Source organism: Streptomyces sp. NPDC051963 (assembly GCF_044593495.1).
Taxonomy (GTDB): Bacteria; Actinomycetota; Actinomycetes; order Streptomycetales; family Streptomycetaceae; genus Streptomyces.
The window spans coordinates 491,877-509,770 of sequence record NZ_JBIUCC010000004.1; the positions used below are offsets into that span (position 1 = coordinate 491,877).

Consider the following 17,894-nt stretch of genomic DNA (forward strand, 5'->3'; position numbering starts at 1 on the left):
TTGCTTGGCATACCCGCGTCTGCACTGGTCGCTCGGTAAGAGGGACGTAAGTCATAGGAGGTTCCCTCACTTTCGGGGAGACTCGGGTCCAAGGCGCCCCCGACGGCGGGGCACACCTGAAAGAGTCGTATCCATGCAGGTCTGGCCTGGAGAGGCGTATCCACTCGGTGCCACGTACGACGGCGCCGGGACCAACTTCGCGGTCTTCACGGAGGCCGCGGACCGAGTAGAGCTGTGTCTGCTGCACGACGACGGCTCGGAGACGGCGGTGGAACTGCGGGAGAGCGACGCGTTCGTGCGGCACGCGTACGTGCCGGGCGTCATGCCGGGGCAGCGGTACGGATTCCGTGTGCACGGCCCGTACGCCCCCGAGCGCGGTCTGCGCTGCAACTCCGCGAAGCTGCTGCTCGACCCGTACGCGCGCGCGATCAGCGGTTCCATCGAGTGGGGCGAGGAGGTGTACGGCTACCACTTCGGAGCCCCCGACAAGCGCAACGACCTGGACTCGGCACCGCGCACCATGTCGTCGGTCGTGGTCAACCCGTACTTCGACTGGGGAGACGACCGGCGGCCGCGCACCGAGTACCACCACACGGTGATCTACGAGGCGCACGTCAAGGGCCTGACGATGCGGCACCCGGGGCTGCCGGAGGAGCTGCGCGGCACCTACGCGGCCCTGGCGCATCCGGCGGTCATCGAGCATCTCACCGAGCTGGGCGTCACCGCGCTGGAGCTGATGCCGGTCCACCAGTTCGTGAACGACCACCGTCTGGTGGACATGGGTCTGAACAACTACTGGGGCTACAACACGATCGGCTTCTTCGCCCCGCACAACGCGTACGCCTCCTGGGGCGACCGCGGCCAGCAGGTCCTGGAGTTCAAGTCGGCGGTGCGGGCGCTGCACGAGGCCGGCATCGAGGTCATCCTGGACGTGGTCTACAACCACACGGCGGAGGGCAACCATCTGGGCCCGACGCTGTCCTTCCGGGGTCTGGACAATCCGCAGTACTACCGGCTGGCGGACGACCCGCGCTACTACATGGACACCACGGGCACCGGCAACTCCCTGCTGATGCGCTCCCCGCACGTGCTTCAGCTGATCATGGACTCGCTGCGCTACTGGGTCACCGAGATGCACGTCGACGGCTTCCGCTTCGACCTCGCGGCGACGCTGGCCCGGCAGTTCCACGAGGTGGACCGGCTGTCGTCGTTCTTCGACCTGGTCCAGCAGGACCCGGTGGTCTCGCAGGTGAAGCTGATCGCCGAGCCGTGGGACGTGGGCGAGGGCGGCTACCAGGTGGGCAACTTCCCTCCGCTGTGGACCGAGTGGAACGGCAAGTACCGCGACACGGTCCGTGATGTCTGGCGGGGCGAGCCGCGCACGCTGGCGGAGTTCGCCTCCCGGCTGACCGGCTCGTCCGACCTCTACCAGGACGACGGTCGGCGGCCCCTGGCCTCCATCAACTTCGTGACCTGCCACGACGGGTTCACCCTGCACGATCTGGTGTCCTACAACGACAAGCACAACCAGGCCAACGGCGAGGACAACCGGGACGGCGAGAGCCACAACCGGTCCTGGAACTGCGGGGCGGAGGGCGAGACCGACGACCCGGGCGTCCTTGAGCTGCGGCAGCGTCAGATGCGGAACTTCGTCGCGACGCTGATGCTGTCCCAGGGCGTGCCGATGATCAGCCACGGCGACGAGTTCGCGCGCACCCAGCGCGGCAACAACAACGCCTACTGTCAGGACAGTGAGCTGGCCTGGGTCGCGTGGCCCGAGGACGGCAGTGAACTGCTGGACTTCACGCGCGCGATGGTGTGGCTGCGCAAGGACCATCCGGTCTTCCGCAGGCGGCGCTTCTTCCACGGACGGCCCGTGGAGGGCACCCACGACGAGCTGTCGGACATCGCGTGGTTCACCCCCGAGGGCAAGGAGATGACCCAGCGCGACTGGGACTCGGCGCAGGCGTCGGCACTCACGGCGTTCCTCAACGGCAACGCGATCTCGGAGCCGGGATCGCGCGGTGAACGCATCGCCGACGACTCGTTCCTGCTGATGTTCAACGCCTCCCACAAGTCACTGGACTTCGTGGTGCCGGTCAACCACGGCCGGCAGTGGCAGGTGATCGTCGACACCGCCCGCCCGGACGGCGTCCCACCGGACCCGGACGCGAAGGTGCAGGCCGGGGACCGGCTGACGCTGGTGGACCGGAGCATGACGGTGTTGCAACGGCCCGTCTAGGAGGACGTGTTCGCCTTCTCGCCGGGCACGCGCGCGTGGCGGTTGCTCTCGGCGCGCACGGCGTACGGTGCCGGGCGCGCCGTCAGCGGCGTCGCGCCGGCGAGTGCGGCCGCGCCGCGGTGGCCGTACTCCGGATGGGCCAGTACGGCGACCGGGCCGACCAGGGCCGGCTCGGCGAGCCGTCCCACCAGCGGGGCGCAGGCCACCTGTCCTGGTGCGAGCGTGGTCGTCTTCGCTCGAAACCAGGCACACGCGCGTGGCAACCTGCACCGGGCGATGACACGAAAGAGGGCAGGGCGGGTACGTAGGTTTCCATGACACCTGAGCGTCCTGACCCGGTGGTGCCCACGGCCACCTACCGGTTGCAGCTCCAGCCCGACTTCCCGTTCGAGGCCGCCGCGGCTGCCGTACCGTACCTGGCCTCGCTCGGCGTCTCGCACCTGCATCTGTCCCCCGTCCTGGAGGCCGTCCCGGGCTCCGCACACGGCTACGACGTCGTGGACCACGCGCGCGTGCGCGGTGAACTGGGCGGCGAGGACGGGCTGCGCGCGCTGGCGCGCACCGCGCGGGAGCACGGTCTCGGACTGGTGGCGGACATCGTGCCGAACCACATGGCGATGGCCCCGCGCCACAATCACGCCCTGTGGGAGGTGCTCCGGGAGGGCCCCAAGTCGCCGTACGCGCGCTGGTTCGACATCGACTGGGAGGCACGGGGCGGCCGGATGCTGCTGCCGGTGCTCGGGCATCCGCTCGGCGCGGAGCTCGACGCCCTGGCGGTCGAGGGCGACGTCCTGCGCTACTACGACCACGTGTTCCCGCTGCGCGAGGGCACCGAGGAGCTGCCGCTGCCGCAGCTCCTGGACGCGCAGTGGTACCGCCCGGTGTGGTGGCGGCTGGCCCGTACGGAGCTGAACTACCGGCGGTTCTTCAGCATCTCGGAGCTCATCGGAGTGCGGGTGGAGGACCCGGAGGTCTTCGAGGCCACCCATGCCAAGATCCTTCAGCTGCTCCACGAAGGCGTGCTCGACGGGCTGCGCATCGACCACCCCGACGGACTCGCCGACCCCGACGGGTATCTGCGGCGCCTGAACGAGGCGACCGGCGGCCGCTGGACGGTGGTCGAGAAGATCCTGTCGGACGGTGAGCACCTTCCCGCCTCCTGGCCGGTGGCGGGCACCACCGGCTACGACGCCCTGCGGCACGTGGACGGCCTCTTCACGGATCCGGCGGGGTTCGGGGAACTCCTCGGCCAGTACCGGCGGTTCGCGGCCCCCCAGACCGACCGTGGCGGCCAGTGGGAGGCCACCGTGCGACGGGCGGCGTACAAGGTGCTCACGCATGAGCTGGCCGCCGAGGTCGAGCGGCTGACCCGGGACGCGGGCCGCCTGTGCGACGCGTCGCCGGACGCCGCGCTGCGCGACCGGGCTCCCTGGGCGCTGCGCACCGCCCTCCAGGAGCTCCTGGTCCGCCTCGAGGTCTATCGGCCGTACGAGTCCGGCGACGCCGCGTCCGTCGTCCACGAGGAGGCCGCTGCCGAGGCCCGGCAGGCCTTCGTCGTCCCCGAGGAGGCGGGCGCCGTCGACGTCGTGCGCGACCTGGTGCTCGGGCGGGCGGGTGACGGGCCCGGGCACGCCGAGTTCCGGGCACGGTTCGCACAGACCGCGTCCGCGCTGCGTGCGAAGTCCGTGGAGGACACGGCGTTCTACCGCTACGTGCCGCTGCTGTCGGCCACCGAGGTGGGCGGGAACCCGGGCAGCCCGGCCGTGTCACCGGAGGACTTCCACGCCTACTGCGCGCGCGTGCAGCGCGACTGGCCGGCGACCGGGACCGTCGTGTCGACGCACGACACCAAGCGCAGCGCCGACGTACGGGCCGCGCTGGCCGTGCTCACCGAGTCCCCGCAACGCTGGGCGGACGTCCTGGCGGAGGTGACCCGCACCGGCGACGGCGTCCCCGACGCGCAGCTGGCGTGGGTGGCCTGGCAGACCGTGTTCGGACTCGGCCCGGCGGACGCTGACCGTGTCCAGGGGGCGCTGCTCAAGCATGTGCGCGAGGCCGGGCTGTACACGAGCTGGACGGAGCAGGAGCCGCCGTACGAGGACGCGGTGGCCGCGTTCGTGGCGGCGGGGCCGTGCGGGGCGCCGGGCGGACAGGTGACCGACTTCCGCGCCGCGCTGGAGCCCCACATCCGGGCGAACGTGCTGGGCACCGCCCTGGTCCAGCTGACCATGCCCGGCGTGCCGGACCTGTACCAGGGCACGGAGAGCGAGTACCGGGCCCTGGTGGACCCGGACAACCGGCGGCCGGTCTCCTTCCCGCCGGACGATCCCGGCGACAAGGCCGAGGTGAGCGCGGCGGCCCTGCGGCTGCGCCGGCGGCGTGCCGACGTCTTCGGGGACTCCGCGACGTACGCGCCGCTGCCCGCGGAGGGTCCGGGGGCGGCGCACTGTGTGGCGTTCGTGCGATCCGGCGAGGTGGTGACCGCCGTGACCCGCTTGTCGCTACGGCTCACGGAGGCGGGCGGCTGGCGCGACACACTGCTGCCGCTTCCGCCGGGCCGGTGGACCGATGTGCTGGCTCCGGAACGGGAGTTCACGGGGCACGCGCGCGTGGATGAACTCTTCGAGCGGCTGCCGGTGGTGCTGCTGGAGGGGGTCGGCTAGAGCCGAGGGCTCGCGGGCCGCCCTGTACGGCGGCAAGCCGGGGCGGCTGCGTCCGGGCGAGCCCTCCGTGCCCGAGCCGGCCGCCGCAGCCCGCCGCCATACACCCATTCGGGTGAATTCCAGATGGGCGGCGGAGAGTCGCTGCGGTGAGCGCCGGGGCGCCCGCGCCCCGGGTCGGACGGGAACGGGCAACCCTGCTGGCACCAACGGCCCTACCGGCTGCCGGTAAATGCCTCTGGGCGCCCCCTGGAGCCTCCCCCGCCACCTCCTTGACACTGTCCGGCGACCGTGGGGTACTGCGGATTGCGAAGCCGGGCGGATGTGTCGGGGGTGAGTCTCCTGCCGGAGCTGCGCTACCCCACCGTTTCCGAACTTGTCTCATCCGCCCGGGCGTTGGCCGCGCACCGGCCCGGCCTCAGCGCCCTGAGACAAGTGGGGGTCTCCCGCGCGGGCAGACCCCTCCATCTGCTGTCGATGGGCCATGCCCGCCACGCCGTCCTGGTCGTCGCGGGCGCCCACTCCAATGAGCCGACCGGGGGCTCGACGGCTCTGGCCCTTGCGGAACGGGTGCTGCACGAGCGGCGGTTACGGGCCGACACCTCCTGGCACTTCCTGTTGTGCGCCGACCCCGACGGGGCGAGCCTGCATGTGACTCCGGCGCCGCGCAGCCTCCACGACTACCACCTCGGCTTCTTCCGGCCGGCCGGACCCGAGCAGCCGGAATGGTCTCCGTCCGTACTGCCGCCGGACCAGCTGCCGCCGGAGACCCGCGCCCTGACCCGCGTCATCGACGAACTGCGCCCCTACCTCCAGGTGACCCTGCACGGCACCGATCTGGGCGGCAGCTGGGTGCAGTTGACGAAGGACCTTCCCGGCCTCGCGGAGCCGTTCGCCAAGTCCGCGGCGGAGCTGCACATCCCGGTGGAGACGGGCGCCTCGGACGCCGCGGGCTGGCCCGCCTCCGGACCCGGGGTGCATGTGATGCCCGGCCCCGGCGCGGGCGCGGCGTATCCGAGCATGCCGGACGACGCACGGCACAGCACCTGGTACCACGTACACCGGTACGGCGGTCTGACCGCGGTCGTCGAGGTGCCGATGTGGGCGAGCGACCTGGTGGACGACCCGGCGCCGCATCCGGCTCCGGCGGCGGAGATGCGGCGGCTGGCGGGACGGCTGCTGCGCGACTCGCTGGAGGTGGAGCGGGTGCTCACCGAGGTGCTGCCGCGGCTCCATGGCGTCGACGGGCCGCTGCTGCGGGCCGCCAGGTGGGCACTGGAGCTGGTTCCGGGGCTGGCCGCGGACTGGATCCACACGGCGCCCGCCGACAATTCGATGGCGTACGTCGGCAGCGTGGACGCGTTCGGGCGCCGGCTGCCGCTGCGGGCGGCGGCCATGCTGCTGCGGGTCCTCCAGGAGAGCGGCGACCGCGCGGCGCCCCGGCTGGAGCGGCTCGTCGCGACCTGGAGCGACGCGTTCGCGGAGCGCTTCCGCGCCCGCTGGGTGCCGCTGGAGCACCAGGTCGAGCACCAGTCCCGTACGGTCGTCGCGGCGGTGCGGCACGCGCGCGACCGGGCCTCGTGACACACCGGGCGACTCCATGGGCGCGCTCTTCCCCGGCACGCACGCGCGCGTGCACCGGGCCGCCCGAGGTTCAGTCCTGGCGCCCGAACACCGACCCTGTCGACGCCGCCATCGCGCACGGGTTGGAGAAGGTCTTGGTGTACTGGACCGGCCGCCCGTTCCACTCCCCGCGCGCGGTGGCGGTCACCGGCGCGTAGATCATCGTGCAGAAGGTCTCCTTCTGCGGGATGCCGCCGATGTCGCCGCCCGCGGCCGTCAGTTCCGCACAGGCCTCGGCCGCGCGGGCGTGTCCCCGGGGCGGGTTGCACAGCAGCAGCTTGCCGGGCGCGTCACCGGCCCGGGCCTCGCTCTGGGCGACGGTGAGGTAGAGCCAGTTGCCCGGAGGGGCCACCTGGGTCGCCAGTGCCGGTGTCGCGGAGGCGACGAGGAGGGCGGCCGCCGCGAGCAGACCGCCCCGTACCGCATTCGCTGTGGTGAAGTACGTCATTCCTGATGCATCGGCACGGCGGCCTCCGCGCCCCACCCCTGCTCACCCGAACGGGAGCGCACCGGCTCCTGCCGTCCGGCCAGCTCGAACGCGGCGAGCACCACTCTCGCCTGGTACTCCACCTGGCGGGCGACCGGGACCCAGCGGGCCCCGCAGCCGTCGCGATAGTCCGCGCACCACGCGTCGATCAGCCGGTCCAGCTCCGGCAGCACCCCGGCCGGGTCGCGCCCCGCGCCCACCACGAGCTGGTGCAGCAGCCCCGCCGTGCGCAGCGCGAGCCGGCGGCCGGCGATGCGCAGGGTGGCCAGATGGGCGGTGCTGAGCGGGGGCAGCCCACGCGCGCCGTCGGTGCTCTTGACGTCCGGGTCCCAGGCGTCGGCGAGGCCGGGGCAGACCAGTAAATAGTCGTCGACCGGAGCGAGCAGACGCGCCGCGTCCGGTGCGCCCGCGTGATGGGACCGGATCCGCGCGAGGAGCCGCCGAAGGACCTCGGTGTCGTGCCGCAGCGTGTGGCTGACCGTCCGCAGCACACCGGCCGGGTCGGCGGGCTGGGTGGCGTCCTCCACGGCGGCCACGCTCCACATGGGCGCCTCGACGACCGCGGTCACCGTGCCGTAGGGGTGGGGGTGAAACCACGTCGACTCGACGGCGGCCTCGGTGATGGCCGCGGCCAGGTCACCCGGGCGCGGTGGCGGTATCCGGTAGACGGCGGGTCCCAGGCCCGGCCAGTACAGGGTGTCGTACGGGCCGAGTTCGCGCGGTATGCCGAGACGGGCCGCGGTCTGCGCGATCCGCCCGGCGAGACCGGGCAGGTCGCGGGTGAGTTCCACGAAACCGCCGCCCACGTCGACGCCGTGCAGCGAGCACTGGAGGAACGGCCGCAGTTCGTCCTGGACGTCGAGCAGGGTGCGGGTCTCCGGCAGTACGGCGGCGGCCGCGCCGTCGGGCAGCCATTCGGGCTGTTCGAGGAAGCCGGGCCGAAAGAAGCGCCGGAAGTAATGGCCAAGGGTGTACGGACCGTGCAGCCAGCCCTCGTTGCGGCGCAGGCCGTCGGGGTCGAGGCACAGCAGCAGGTTCCAGGTGGCGTCGGCTCCTTCGGTGAGCCGCGGGTCGGCGAGGGCCCGTTCGGCGAGCCGCAGGGCGGTGGCGCCGCCCACGGGTTCGTTGGCATGGGGACCGGCGACGACGAGCGCCTGGCGGCTGCCGTGGCCGACGGACAGCAGCCACAGGGGTGTGCCCGCGCGGGAGCTTCCGACACGGCGCAGTCGTGCATCCCGGGGATGCCGGGCGACCAGCGTCGCCGCCCGGGCGTCCAGCTCGTCGACGGTCGGATAGCGGAGGAGTGGCGGCAGGGCACACCTCCACATGTGGTGCCGTCGGTTCACCTGGTGTGCATGGTGTACGCACAGTCAGTCACGACTTGACGGGTACGTCAACACCACGAAAGGCAAAGGCATTTCGGCCACCGAGGCAGGATCCGGACCCGCCTTGCTCAGTTCGAGGCGAGCCGGAACGAGATCCGCCCGAAGCCGATCTGATCGCCCTCACGGACGACGGCGGCGCCGATGACGCGTCGCCCGTTCACCGTCGTCCCGTTGGTCGAACCGAGGTCCCGCAGCACCCACAGGCCGCCCTGCCGGCTGAGTTCGGCGTGCACCCGGGACACCGTCTCGTGGGTCAGCCGCAGCCCGTTGGCGGGGTCACGCCCTATCCGCAGCGAATGGCCGCTCCCCGGGTGGGGCAGCAGCAGCTTCGGCAGCCGCTCGGCCTGCCAGGCCCTGCGCAGCCGTACCGTGAACCCGGAAACGGCCTCCACGGTGCCGAACACCAGCCGCGAGAAGCGGCTCTCGGTCGGCAGGTCGGCGGTGATGGCCGCGAGGTCCTCGGATCTGCGGGCGGCGAGGACCACCTCCATGCGCCGGATGAAGGTGTCGTGCGACAGACGGCCCATGGCGACGCCGTCCCGGAGCACCTTCAGCGCCCTGTCGCGCTCCGCGTCGGAGAGCCGCGCGGGGTACGTGTTGAACTCGTAAGACGACATCACGCTCGTGATTGTCGGGCAGTGAACGCCGGGTGTCCAGACACCATGAGAACAGCCGCCACGCGCGCGTACATCTGACGACACCCGCCGCAAAAGGGAAGATTCAAAAGCGGATTGATCTCGTTTGAAGCACCATGGACGGGCTACATCACGGTGAGCAGACGAAGGGGAACCGTCCGTGCAGTTCGAGGTGTGGGCACCGCAGGCCGACCGTGTGACGCTCCAGTGCGAGGGCGCCACGCGCGCGTTGGAGCGCGATTCTGACCGAGCGGGCTGGTGGAGGGGGGAGGCCGAGGCGCACGACGGCACTCGGTACGGCTTCGCGCTGGACGACGGCCCCGTACTGCCCGACCCGCGTTCCCGACGACAGCCGGACGGCCCGGACGGGCTGAGCGCGGTCGTCGACCACGAGCGCTACGCGTGGCGCGGTGAGTGGGCCGGGCGCCCACTGCCCGGCGCGGTCCTGTACGAGCTGCACGTGGGCACGTACACCCGCGAGGGCACCCTGGACGCCGCCGCCGAGCGGCTCGGGCATCTCGTCGAACTGGGCGTCACACACGTCGAGTTGATGCCCCTGTGCCCCTTCCCAGGGCGGCACGGCTGGGGGTACGAGGGGGTTTCGCTGTGGGCGGTGCACGAGCCGTACGGCGGCCCCGAGGCGCTGAAACGGTTCGTCGACCGGGCTCACGAGCTGGGCCTGGGCGTGGTCCTCGACGTGGTGCACAACCACCTGGGGCCGTCCGGCAACTACCTGCCCCGGTTCGGCCCGTACTTCACCGACACGCATCACACGCCCTGGGGTTCCGCCGTCAATCTGGACGCGCCCGGCTCGGACGAGGTGCGCGCGTATCTGCTGGGAAGCGCGCTGGCCTGGCTGCGGGACTACCGGATCGACGGGCTGCGCCTGGACGCGGTGCACGCGCTGGCCGACACGCGTGCGTGCCACTTCCTGGAGGAGTTGTCGACGGCCGTGGACGCCCTGGCCGCCGACCTGGACCGGCCGCTCTTCCTGGTCGCCGAGGCCGACCTCAACGACCCACGGCTCGTCACCCCGCGCGAAGAGGGCGGCCTGGGCCTGCACGCGCAGTGGAACGACGACTTCCACCACGCCCTGCACACGGCGCTGACCGGCGAGTCCCAGGGCTACTACGCCGACTTCGCGCGGGCCCCGTTCGCGGCGCTCGCCAAGACGCTCACCGGCGGCTACTTCCACGACGGCACGTATTCGAGCTTCCGGGGCCGGCAGCACGGGCGTCCCCTGGACCGCTCGCGCGTGGCCGCGCACCGGCTCCTCGGCTACGGCCAGACCCACGACCAGGTGGGCAACCGGGCCCTGGGCGACCGGCTTTCGGCGTCCCTCTCCCCCGGCCTGCTTGCCTGCGCGGCGACGCTGATCCTCACCGCCCCGTTCACGCCCATGCTGTTCATGGGCGAGGAGTGGGCCGCGGGCACACCCTGGCAGTTCTTCACCGACCACACCGACCCCGAACTCGCCGAGTCCGTACGGCGGGGCAGACGGCGGGAGTTCGCCGCGCACGGCTGGGCCGAGGAGGACGTGCCCGATCCGCAGGACCCGGCGACCCGCGACCGCTCCTGCCTCGACTGGTCCGAGCCGGAGCACGAGCCCCACGCGCGCGTGCTGGCCTGGTACCGCAAGCTCATCGCCCTGCGGCACGAGCATGCCGACCTCACCGATCCCGACCTGGCCGACACCAAGGTGGCCCACGACGAGGCGGAACGCTGGCTCGCCTTCCGGCGCGGGGACGTCCGGGTGGCCGTCAACCTCGCCAAGGAGCCGGCGGCGATCCCCCTGGGCCCGCGCCCGGCGGAGGTGCTCGCCGCATGGGAGCCGGTCGAGGCGCCGGGCCAGGACGGGCTGCTGCATCTGCCCGGGGAGTCGTGCGTGGTGTTGTTGCAGGCGTGAGCGGTGGGCGGGGCGAGGCGGGGCAGTGCGGACGAGGGCGCGAAGGCACGGAAGCGCGCGTAAGCGAAAGCGTGAATGCACGCAAGCCCTGCGTAAGCGATTGCGCAAACGCTTGCGCCCAGCCGGTCGTCCCCGGTCCGTCGGCCCGCCCTCCAGCGACTGCCGACCGGCCCCTACGACTCCTCGTCCGCCTCGTCGTCCCGCAGCTCCGTCACCCGTTCCAGCAGGATCGCCTCCCAGGCGCGCTCCAGCTGCTCCCGCAGCAGCGGCAGAGGGCTGGCGCCCCGGCCTTCGAGGCGTTCGGCGAGGCGGATGAGACAGTCGCAGCGGGCGAGCCAGAGGCCGCGCAGACAGGGGCGGGCGCCGTAGCCGGCGAGGGTGGCGGCGCGGACGGCGGCGGGCGAGCCGACGGCGAGCGCGAGGCCGGCGATGTCCTCGGCGGGGTCGCCGACGACCGTGTCGGTCCAGCCGAGGACTCCGCGCACCCGGCCGTCGGCGCTGACCACGAGGTGCTCACCGGTGAGGCCGTGGTGGACGAGGACCGCGGTACCGGGCTGGGCGGCGAGCTGGACCGCGGCGGGTGCGGTGAACTGGTGGAGGCGTACGGCGTCGAACTCGTCGGCGGCGGCGAGACGTCCGGCGGCGCGTTCGGCGGCACGGCGCAGGGCCTCCAGGGAGCGCGGTGCGGCGCGCGGGACGCCGAGGGTCTCGGCCTGCCGTACGGGCACCTCGCGCAGTCCGGTGAGCACCCCGGCCAGGTCGGCCTCCCCGACGGCCGACACGTCGTGCTCCTCGGCCGAACCGCCGGGCACCTTCGTGTCGAGCGTGTACGTCAGCCCGGGCGCCCACTCGCCGTGCGACACGCTCGTCGGCACGGCGGCCGGGACGTGCGGGCGGACGAGGTCGCGCAGGCGCAGTTCGCGGCGTTGCCGGACGGCGGCGTCACGGTCGGGGGCGAGACGCAGGACATGGCGCGTGCCGACCCACCACGTGGCGTGTCCGCCGCCCTCGGCGACCGGCCGGACGTCGGGTCCGGCGGCGCCTTTCGCGGCGGCCCCGTCCTTGAGCAGGGAACGGACCAGTCGTCGGACGGTGTCCGCGGTGGGTGTCGGTGCCTGGGTCATGGTCACGCCGTCGTCGCTCGAAGTCGTCGTGGGAGGCTCCTGATGCTCGGTCAGTTCACTATGACCATCTCGCGGGTGGTGTCGTTCAGGCGGCGGCCACCGTCCTCGGTGACCGTGACGATGTCCTCGATGCGGACCCCGAAGCGGCCGGGCAGATAGATGCCGGGCTCGACGGAGAAGCACATGCCCGGCACCAGGAGCTGTTGCTCGCCCTCGATCATGTACGGCGGCTCGTGCGTGGTGACGCCGATTCCGTGTCCGGTGCGGTGGATGAAGTACTCGCCGTATCCGGCGTCGGCGATGACCGCGCGGGCGGCCCGGTCGACCTCCTGGCAGGCGACGCCGGGCCGTACGGCCCTGAAGCCCGCCTCCTGGGCCTCGCGCACCAGGTCGTGGACCCGGCGCTCCTCGTCGGTCGGTTCGCCGACGTGGACCGTGCGGGAGGTGTCGGAGCCGTAGCCGTCCTTCAGGCCACCGAAGTCGAGGACCACCATGTCGCCGTGTCCGATGACCCGGTCGCCCACTTCGTGGTGCGGATTGGCGCCGTTCGGGCCGGAGGCGACGATCGTGAAGTCGACCTGGGAGTGCCCGAACCGGCGCAGCAGGCCGGCCAGGTCGGCGGCGACGTCGGACTCCCGGCGGCCGGCGAAGGGAACCTTCCGGATCTCTTCGAAGGTTGCGTCCGCAGCCGCGCCCGCGGCCGCCAACAGCCGGAGTTCCGCCGCGTCCTTGACGGCACGGAGCATCGGCAGGGCGTCGGTGAGGGAGGCGTAGGAGGTGCCGGGCAGCGCCTTCTGGAGGCCGAGCAGATGCATGGCCCAGGCGTTGTCGCTGATGCCGAAGCGCCCGGTGGAGTCGAGGAGCGCCGCGGTGACGGCATAGGGGTCCTTGCCGTCGGTCCAGTCGCGCAGGGTCAGTGCGGACGCGCCGGCCGCCTTGGCCGCGTCCGGTGCCTCCAGCGTGGGCACCACGAGCACGGGGTCCTGTCCTGGGGTGAGCACCAGCAGGGTGAGCCGTTCGGTGACCGCGGGAGGCGCGTAGCCGGTCAGCCACACCAGGTCGGGCCCCGGCGCCACCAGCAGCCCGGCGAGCCCGGCCTCGGCGGCCGCCCGCGCTGCGCGCTCCATACGGGCCCGGTAGTCGTCGGCGCTGAAGGGCGCGGGCGCAGTGCCGGTCATCCTGGGCCTCCCTGTGCGGCTGAAGGGACTACGGCAGCATCCTGCCCGCACGGCGGGGGCCGCGCGAGCCGGTTTGCAGGTCCTTTCAGCGCGCCACCGGCCACCGCCCCGGACGGACGACCACTGATCCACCCTCGAAAGTAATGCCTGGGCGCATCCCAGGCATTAGGACAACCCTTCCGCCAGGACGGTCAGGTGACGACGCCCGGGACGGCCGTCAACTGCTGATAGCCGCCGCTCTCATGACGCACCGTCAAGGTGACCTCGGATCCGGGGCGGGTGTCGGCGACCGCGTGCGCGAGGTCGGCGGCCGTGTCGATGCGGGTCGTGTCGAACGCGAGGAGCACATCGCCCCTGACCAGGCCCGCCGTGTAACCGGGACCAGGGACGTGGACGCCGACGACCAGGGCTCCCGACTTCTCGGCGTCCACGGCCTCCACGCCGAGGGTGGCACCGGCGGGCGCCGGTGACGGGGTGGGCGACGCGGGTGGCGGGACGGGTCCGGGGAGCGCCGAGGCGGACGGGGCCGCCGGGGCCGCGCCATGGCCGGGCCGACCCGCCTGTCCCGCCTGGCTTTGCAGGTCGGCGAGTTTGCTCATGCCGATCACACTGGCACCCACCGTCCCGAGACCGACCCCGGACAGGACCAGGACCGTTCCGGCGAACAGCCCGAACAGCAGGGTCGTGAGCCGTCGGCGACGTCGGCGTGCGGCGTGCGGGCGGCGTACGGGGCCGCCGCCGGACTCCTGACCGGGCATCGGCTTGGGACGCAACGCAGTCTGTTCCATGTCTTCGCCTCCGGCTGATGAACTACCCGGGGCGCCGGCGCACGACGAGCCACGAACGAGTGAGACTGACCCATGGTCAAGAACGGGAAGCCATAGTGGCTGAGGGTTCCCTGACCGGGACGGCGCCAGGACGGTGAGAGTACGGACGTCCGTGCCGTCGTACCGCACGGACGACCGCTCGCCCGCCGGCGTGGGCGTGAGGGCCGGCGGGTGAGCGGCGGAGCGCCCAGGTCCGTCCTGTTCGAGACCGCGTCACGGACGCTCACGCGCGGGACGTCGGCCGGCCTCAACTGACCGGCAGGGCGGGCGGTCGGTCCGGGAGGAAGCCGTGGGCGCGGCGGGACAGCCAGTCGGACTTGTAGCGGTCGACCTCCCGGTGCCAGTTCAGGATGCCGGACAGCCAGTACTGAAGATCGGCCACATAGCCCTGCATGACGCCGCGTGCCTCGTCCGAGAGGTCGAAGTCGTCGTACACGACGGGTAGTTCGTGCGCGGCCACGTGCTGGAACTGCTGCATGCGCTGGGTCATCAGGTCGTGGACGACGCCCAGGGCGGCCGGGTAGTCGCAGCCGAAGAAGTTCTGGACGACCAGGATCGCGTTGTGGATCTCGCCTTCGTACTCGATCTCCTTCTGGTAGGAGAACACGTCGTTCAGCAGACAGGCGTAGTCGACGGCGGCGTTCTCCAGGGAGCGGACCGAGCCGCTGCGGTACACCTCCGGTGGGACGGCGGGGCCGTGGCCCATCCGGCAGAGGCTCATGGTGAGGTCGGCGCCGAAGGTGGCGCGCCGCATCTCCAGGTAGTCGACCGGATCGGGGATGCGGTTCTGGAGCTGGTTGGACAGCTCCCACACCCAGCTCTCGGTCATGACGTCCACCGTGGCCTTCACGGAGCGCCGTTGCTCGGCGGTCATCTCCGCCGTCGTGCGGGCCCACAGGTCGATCAGTCCGCGCTCCATGGCGTTGACCGGAACGAGGGGGGTCTCCTCGCCGTCGACGGGCATACAGGCCGACAGGCGTTGCGTGGTCGCCCGGGCGGCTGCCAGGTCGCGGCGGTGGCCGAAGACGAGCGGGTAGTAGTCGTCGCCGTAGGTGCCCCAGGCGAGCCAGTGCGCGCTGAGGTCGAGGGCCTCCGGGGTGGCGTCAGGGTCGATGCCCGCGGAGCACAGCGCGAGGTCGTAGGCGCGGAGTTTGTCCTCGTCCCAGACGCCCTCCTGGAGGATGCCCATGCGGTGCGCCCAGTCCTTGAGGCGGTGCCGGGAGTCGTCCAGGTGGGGGCTGAGCTCGACCTGGAAGGGCATGTGGAAGTCGGGCAGCAGGGACGGGCCGACCTTCTGGAACGGCATGTGCGTGTAGGCGCGCAGGCGCTCGGCGCCGGCCGCGGCGAGCAGCGCGCCGACGTCGGCGGCGGCGGTGCCCGGGCCGGTCAGGCCCTGCCAGGGCGAGGTGGAGCGGGCGCCTTCGTTCATGTACCGGCTGGAGCGCAGATGCCATTCGTGGCCGCCGGACTGCCAGTCCTGAAGTCCCTTGGTGTACGCGGCGACCGCGGCGAGGTCCTGGGGCGTGAGGCCCTTGTCCAGGGCCAGTGCGGGCACTTCGGTGAGGGCGGTGTGCTCGAACTGGTGCAGTCGGGAGGTCAGGATGTCGTTGACGGTGTCGGCGGCCTCCTGGGTGGTGCAGCCGAAGAAGGTCTCCAGGACGAGCACGCCGTTGCTCAGTTCGCCCTCGTCCTCCACCTCCCGCTGGTAGGAGAACAGGTCGTTGCGCAGGTGCACCGCGTCGGAGAACGTCTCCATCAGGACCCTGAGCGGCCGCGACCCGGCGACGGCCGCGGGCACTTCGGCGTTCGCGTACTCCACGAGCCCCGCCGACCAGGGGGCGCCGCCCACCTTGCGGCGCATCTCGATGTACTCGACGGGGTTGGCGATCCGCCCTTCGTTGATGTTGGACAGTTCCCACAGGGACTCGTTGAGCAGGTGCTCGGTGGCAACCGAGAAGCGCCGCCTCCAGTCGACGGACATGGCGGGCACCGTGCGCGCCCACAGGTCGGCGAGGCCCGCCTCCACCGGGTTCTGCGGCTCGGGCACCTCGGCGGACAGGTCCATCGGCATGAACAGCGGCAGCCGGTCCAGGTATGCCTTGCCGCCGGCGCGGTCCTGGGTGCGTTTGAAGATCTCCAGGAAGTGGTCGTCGAAGAAGAAGACCCACACGTACCAGTCGGTGACGAGGGAGAGGGCGGGTCCGTCGCAGTCGGGGTGGGTGTAGGCGCAGAGCAGGCCGTAGTCATGCGCGTCGAGGTCGGACTGCTCCCAGATCCCGGACCCCTCCAGCATGCCCATCTCGCGTGCCCAGGCGGTCGAGTGGGCGCGGGCCTCGTCGACATGCGGGTTGAGCCGTGCCGGATACGGCATGTAGAAGTGCGGGAGTTCGAAGGGCTGCTGCGTCATGGCCGGGCCCTACCCAGGGGTTTCCGGGGACATCCGCGGCCCCGGACATGATCACACCATCGCGTGAATCAAGGGTGAATCCGGGAGTTCTCGGAGGGACTTGTGGCGTTCATCTCTACGCGCGCAGACTACGGAAATTCACGTGCCTCTCCTCAAGGGAGTTCCGATGGACCAGCCCAGATCCCTCTCCCGTCGCGCCACCCTCGCCGCACTCGCCGGGACGGCGCTGGCCGGCACCTCGGCGCTGCCCGCCGCGGCATCGGACCGCCGGGGTCGCACGGTGCGCTTCGCCACGTTCAACGCCTCCCTGAACCGCGGCACTCAGGGGGCGCTCGTCTCCGACCTGTCCACTCCGGACAACACCCAGGCGAAGAACGTCGCCGAGACGATCCAGCGGGTCGACCCGGACGTGCTGCTGATCAACGAGTTCGACTACGACGAGTCCGGCACGGCGGTCCGCCTCTTCCTGCGCAACTACCTGGCCGTCGGCCAGCTCGGCGCGAAGCCCGTCCACTACCGGCACCACTTCACCGGGCCGGTGAACACCGGCGTCGCCTCGGGTCTGGACTTCGACGGCCGTGGCGGCGCGGTGACGACGCCCGGTTCGGACGCGTACGGCCAGGACGCGTACGGATACGGCTGGTTCCCCGGGCAGTACGGCATGGCGGTGCTCTCCAAGTATCCGATCGACACACGCGCGGTGCGCACCTTCCAGCGTTTCCTGTGGCAGGACATGCCGGGCCACGTCATGCCTGAGGGCTACTACAGCGCCGAGGCCCAGGCGGTCTTCCGGCTCTCCTCCAAGAGCCACTGGGACGTGCCGCTCCGCATCGGCCACGAGACCGTGCACTTCCTGGTGTCGCACCCGACGCCGCCCAGCTTCGACGGCACCGAGGACCGCAACGGCCGGCGCAACCACGACGAGATCCGGCTGTGGGCCGACTACATCGGCGGGCGGCGGCGCAGCTCGTACCTGTACGACGACAAGGGGAGGCGCGGCGGGCTGCGGCCGGGGGCGCGCTTCGTGCTGGCCGGCGATCAGAACGCCGATCCGTACGACGGCGACAGCTACGACCACGCCATCCGGCTGCTGCTGGACCACCCTGCGGTCAACGTTCCCAGGACGCCGCCCACGAGTAAGGGCGCGGTCGAGGCGGCGCGGCTCCAGGGCGGCGCCAACACCTCGCACACCGGCGATCCCGCGTTCGACACGGCGGACTTCGGCGACACCGCGCCGGGCAATCTGCGCGTCGACTACGTCCTGCCGTCCAAGGGCCTGATACCGGGGTCGAACGGCGTGTTCTGGCCGACGTCCGACGATCCGCTGTACCGGCTGGTGGGCGGCGGGGCGAACGTGCCGACGTCGGACCACCGGATGGTGTGGCAGGACCTGCGCGTGGTCTGACGGCCGGCCGTCGGC

Annotated in this window: 13 protein-coding genes; 5 read left to right on the top strand and 8 right to left on the bottom strand. The window is 71.9% G+C overall.

Features of this window, described 5'->3' with window-relative positions:
* The first annotated feature begins 133 nt into the window (after positions 1 to 133).
* Positions 134 to 2,242: a glycogen debranching protein GlgX gene (glgX, locus tag ACIHFB_RS18905; RefSeq protein WP_365274621.1), complete on the top strand. Its 2,109-nt coding sequence runs from the start codon at positions 134 to 136 to the stop codon at positions 2,240 to 2,242.
* On the opposite strand, the gene ACIHFB_RS18910 is transcribed toward glgX, so the two are convergent.
* On the bottom strand, positions 2,239 to 2,448 hold the full coding sequence (locus tag ACIHFB_RS18910; protein ID WP_400127384.1) for a hypothetical protein: 210 nt from the start codon (positions 2,446 to 2,448) through the stop codon (positions 2,239 to 2,241). The genes glgX and ACIHFB_RS18910 overlap by 4 nt on opposite strands.
* Positions 2,449 to 2,556: 108 nt before the next feature.
* Between ACIHFB_RS18910 and treY the strand changes: the two genes are divergently transcribed.
* Together treY and ACIHFB_RS18920 are read left to right on the top strand one after the other, a co-directional pair.
* Positions 2,557 to 4,905, top strand: a complete 2,349-nt coding sequence (gene treY / locus ACIHFB_RS18915) for a malto-oligosyltrehalose synthase (protein WP_400127385.1) — start codon at positions 2,557 to 2,559, stop codon at positions 4,903 to 4,905.
* A 330-nt stretch (positions 4,906 to 5,235) separates the two neighbouring features.
* Entirely contained in the window at positions 5,236 to 6,486 is a 1,251-nt protein-coding gene (locus ACIHFB_RS18920) for a M14 family zinc carboxypeptidase (RefSeq protein WP_365274630.1), read from the top strand.
* Between the two features lie 70 nt (positions 6,487 to 6,556).
* Here the strand turns inward: ACIHFB_RS18920 and ACIHFB_RS18925 are convergent, their stop codons facing one another.
* The 3 genes from ACIHFB_RS18925 to ACIHFB_RS18935 all read right to left on the bottom strand — a co-directional run bounded on the left by ACIHFB_RS18925 (position 6,557) and on the right by ACIHFB_RS18935 (position 9,017).
* Positions 6,557 to 6,973, bottom strand: coding sequence for an SSI family serine proteinase inhibitor (locus ACIHFB_RS18925; RefSeq protein ID WP_400127386.1), 417 nt, complete (start codon positions 6,971 to 6,973; stop codon positions 6,557 to 6,559).
* Positions 6,970 to 8,340 (bottom strand): M14 family zinc carboxypeptidase, encoded by a 1,371-nt coding sequence (locus ACIHFB_RS18930; protein WP_365275131.1) that lies wholly within the window; start codon positions 8,338 to 8,340, stop codon positions 6,970 to 6,972. Before ACIHFB_RS18930 ends, ACIHFB_RS18925 begins: the two co-directional genes overlap by 4 nt.
* 125 nt (positions 8,341 to 8,465) lie before the next feature.
* Entirely contained in the window at positions 8,466 to 9,017 is a 552-nt protein-coding gene (locus ACIHFB_RS18935) for a DUF1707 and FHA domain-containing protein (protein WP_365274635.1), read from the bottom strand.
* Between the two features lie 175 nt (positions 9,018 to 9,192).
* Between ACIHFB_RS18935 and treZ the strand changes: the two genes are divergently transcribed.
* The gene (gene treZ / locus ACIHFB_RS18940) at positions 9,193 to 10,938 is read left to right on the top strand and encodes a malto-oligosyltrehalose trehalohydrolase (RefSeq protein ID WP_400127387.1); all 1,746 of its coding nucleotides are present in this window, start codon (positions 9,193 to 9,195) and stop codon (positions 10,936 to 10,938) included.
* Between the two features lie 173 nt (positions 10,939 to 11,111).
* Here treZ and ACIHFB_RS18945 read toward each other — a convergent pair whose 3' ends face one another.
* From ACIHFB_RS18945 to cyc2, 4 genes are all read right to left on the bottom strand, one after another.
* The gene (locus ACIHFB_RS18945; RefSeq protein ID WP_400127388.1) at positions 11,112 to 12,062 is read right to left on the bottom strand and encodes an aminoglycoside phosphotransferase family protein; all 951 of its coding nucleotides are present in this window, start codon (positions 12,060 to 12,062) and stop codon (positions 11,112 to 11,114) included.
* Positions 12,063 to 12,112: 50 nt separating this feature from the next.
* A complete protein-coding gene (locus ACIHFB_RS18950) occupies positions 12,113 to 13,240 on the bottom strand; it encodes a M24 family metallopeptidase (RefSeq protein ID WP_400127389.1) in 1,128 nt (375 codons plus the stop codon).
* A gap of 191 nt (positions 13,241 to 13,431) precedes the next feature.
* Positions 13,432 to 14,028 carry a PDZ domain-containing protein gene (locus ACIHFB_RS18955; protein ID WP_400127390.1) on the bottom strand — a complete coding sequence of 199 codons (597 nt, stop codon included), beginning with the start codon at positions 14,026 to 14,028 and terminating at the stop codon, positions 13,432 to 13,434.
* A gap of 286 nt (positions 14,029 to 14,314) precedes the next feature.
* Positions 14,315 to 16,474, bottom strand: coding sequence for a germacradienol/geosmin synthase Cyc2 (gene cyc2 / locus ACIHFB_RS18960; protein WP_365274648.1), 2,160 nt, complete (start codon positions 16,472 to 16,474; stop codon positions 14,315 to 14,317).
* A gap of 166 nt (positions 16,475 to 16,640) precedes the next feature.
* On the opposite strand from cyc2, the gene ACIHFB_RS18965 reads away from it, so the two are divergent.
* Positions 16,641 to 17,879, top strand: coding sequence for an endonuclease/exonuclease/phosphatase family protein (locus ACIHFB_RS18965; RefSeq protein ID WP_365274651.1), 1,239 nt, complete (start codon positions 16,641 to 16,643; stop codon positions 17,877 to 17,879).
* Positions 17,880 to 17,894: the final 15 nt, after the last annotated feature.

Excerpts from the sequence above, each read along its gene's own strand:
- ACIHFB_RS18925 (WP_400127386.1), bottom strand. The coding sequence starts at position 6,973 with ATGACGTACTTCACCACAGCGAATGCGGTACGGGGCGGTCTGCTCGCG.
- glgX (WP_365274621.1), top strand. The coding sequence starts at position 134 with ATGCAGGTCTGGCCTGGAGAGGCGTATCCACTCGGTGCCACGTACGAC.
- ACIHFB_RS18950 (WP_400127389.1), bottom strand. The coding sequence starts at position 13,240 with ATGACCGGCACTGCGCCCGCGCCCTTCAGCGCCGACGACTACCGGGCC.
- ACIHFB_RS18945 (WP_400127388.1), bottom strand. The coding sequence starts at position 12,062 with ATGACCCAGGCACCGACACCCACCGCGGACACCGTCCGACGACTGGTC.
- ACIHFB_RS18965 (WP_365274651.1), top strand. The coding sequence starts at position 16,641 with ATGGACCAGCCCAGATCCCTCTCCCGTCGCGCCACCCTCGCCGCACTC.
- ACIHFB_RS18955 (WP_400127390.1), bottom strand. The coding sequence starts at position 14,028 with ATGGAACAGACTGCGTTGCGTCCCAAGCCGATGCCCGGTCAGGAGTCC.
- ACIHFB_RS18930 (WP_365275131.1), bottom strand. The coding sequence starts at position 8,340 with ATGTGGAGGTGTGCCCTGCCGCCACTCCTCCGCTATCCGACCGTCGAC.
- treY (WP_400127385.1), top strand. The coding sequence starts at position 2,557 with ATGACACCTGAGCGTCCTGACCCGGTGGTGCCCACGGCCACCTACCGG.
- cyc2 (WP_365274648.1), bottom strand. The coding sequence starts at position 16,474 with ATGACGCAGCAGCCCTTCGAACTCCCGCACTTCTACATGCCGTATCCG.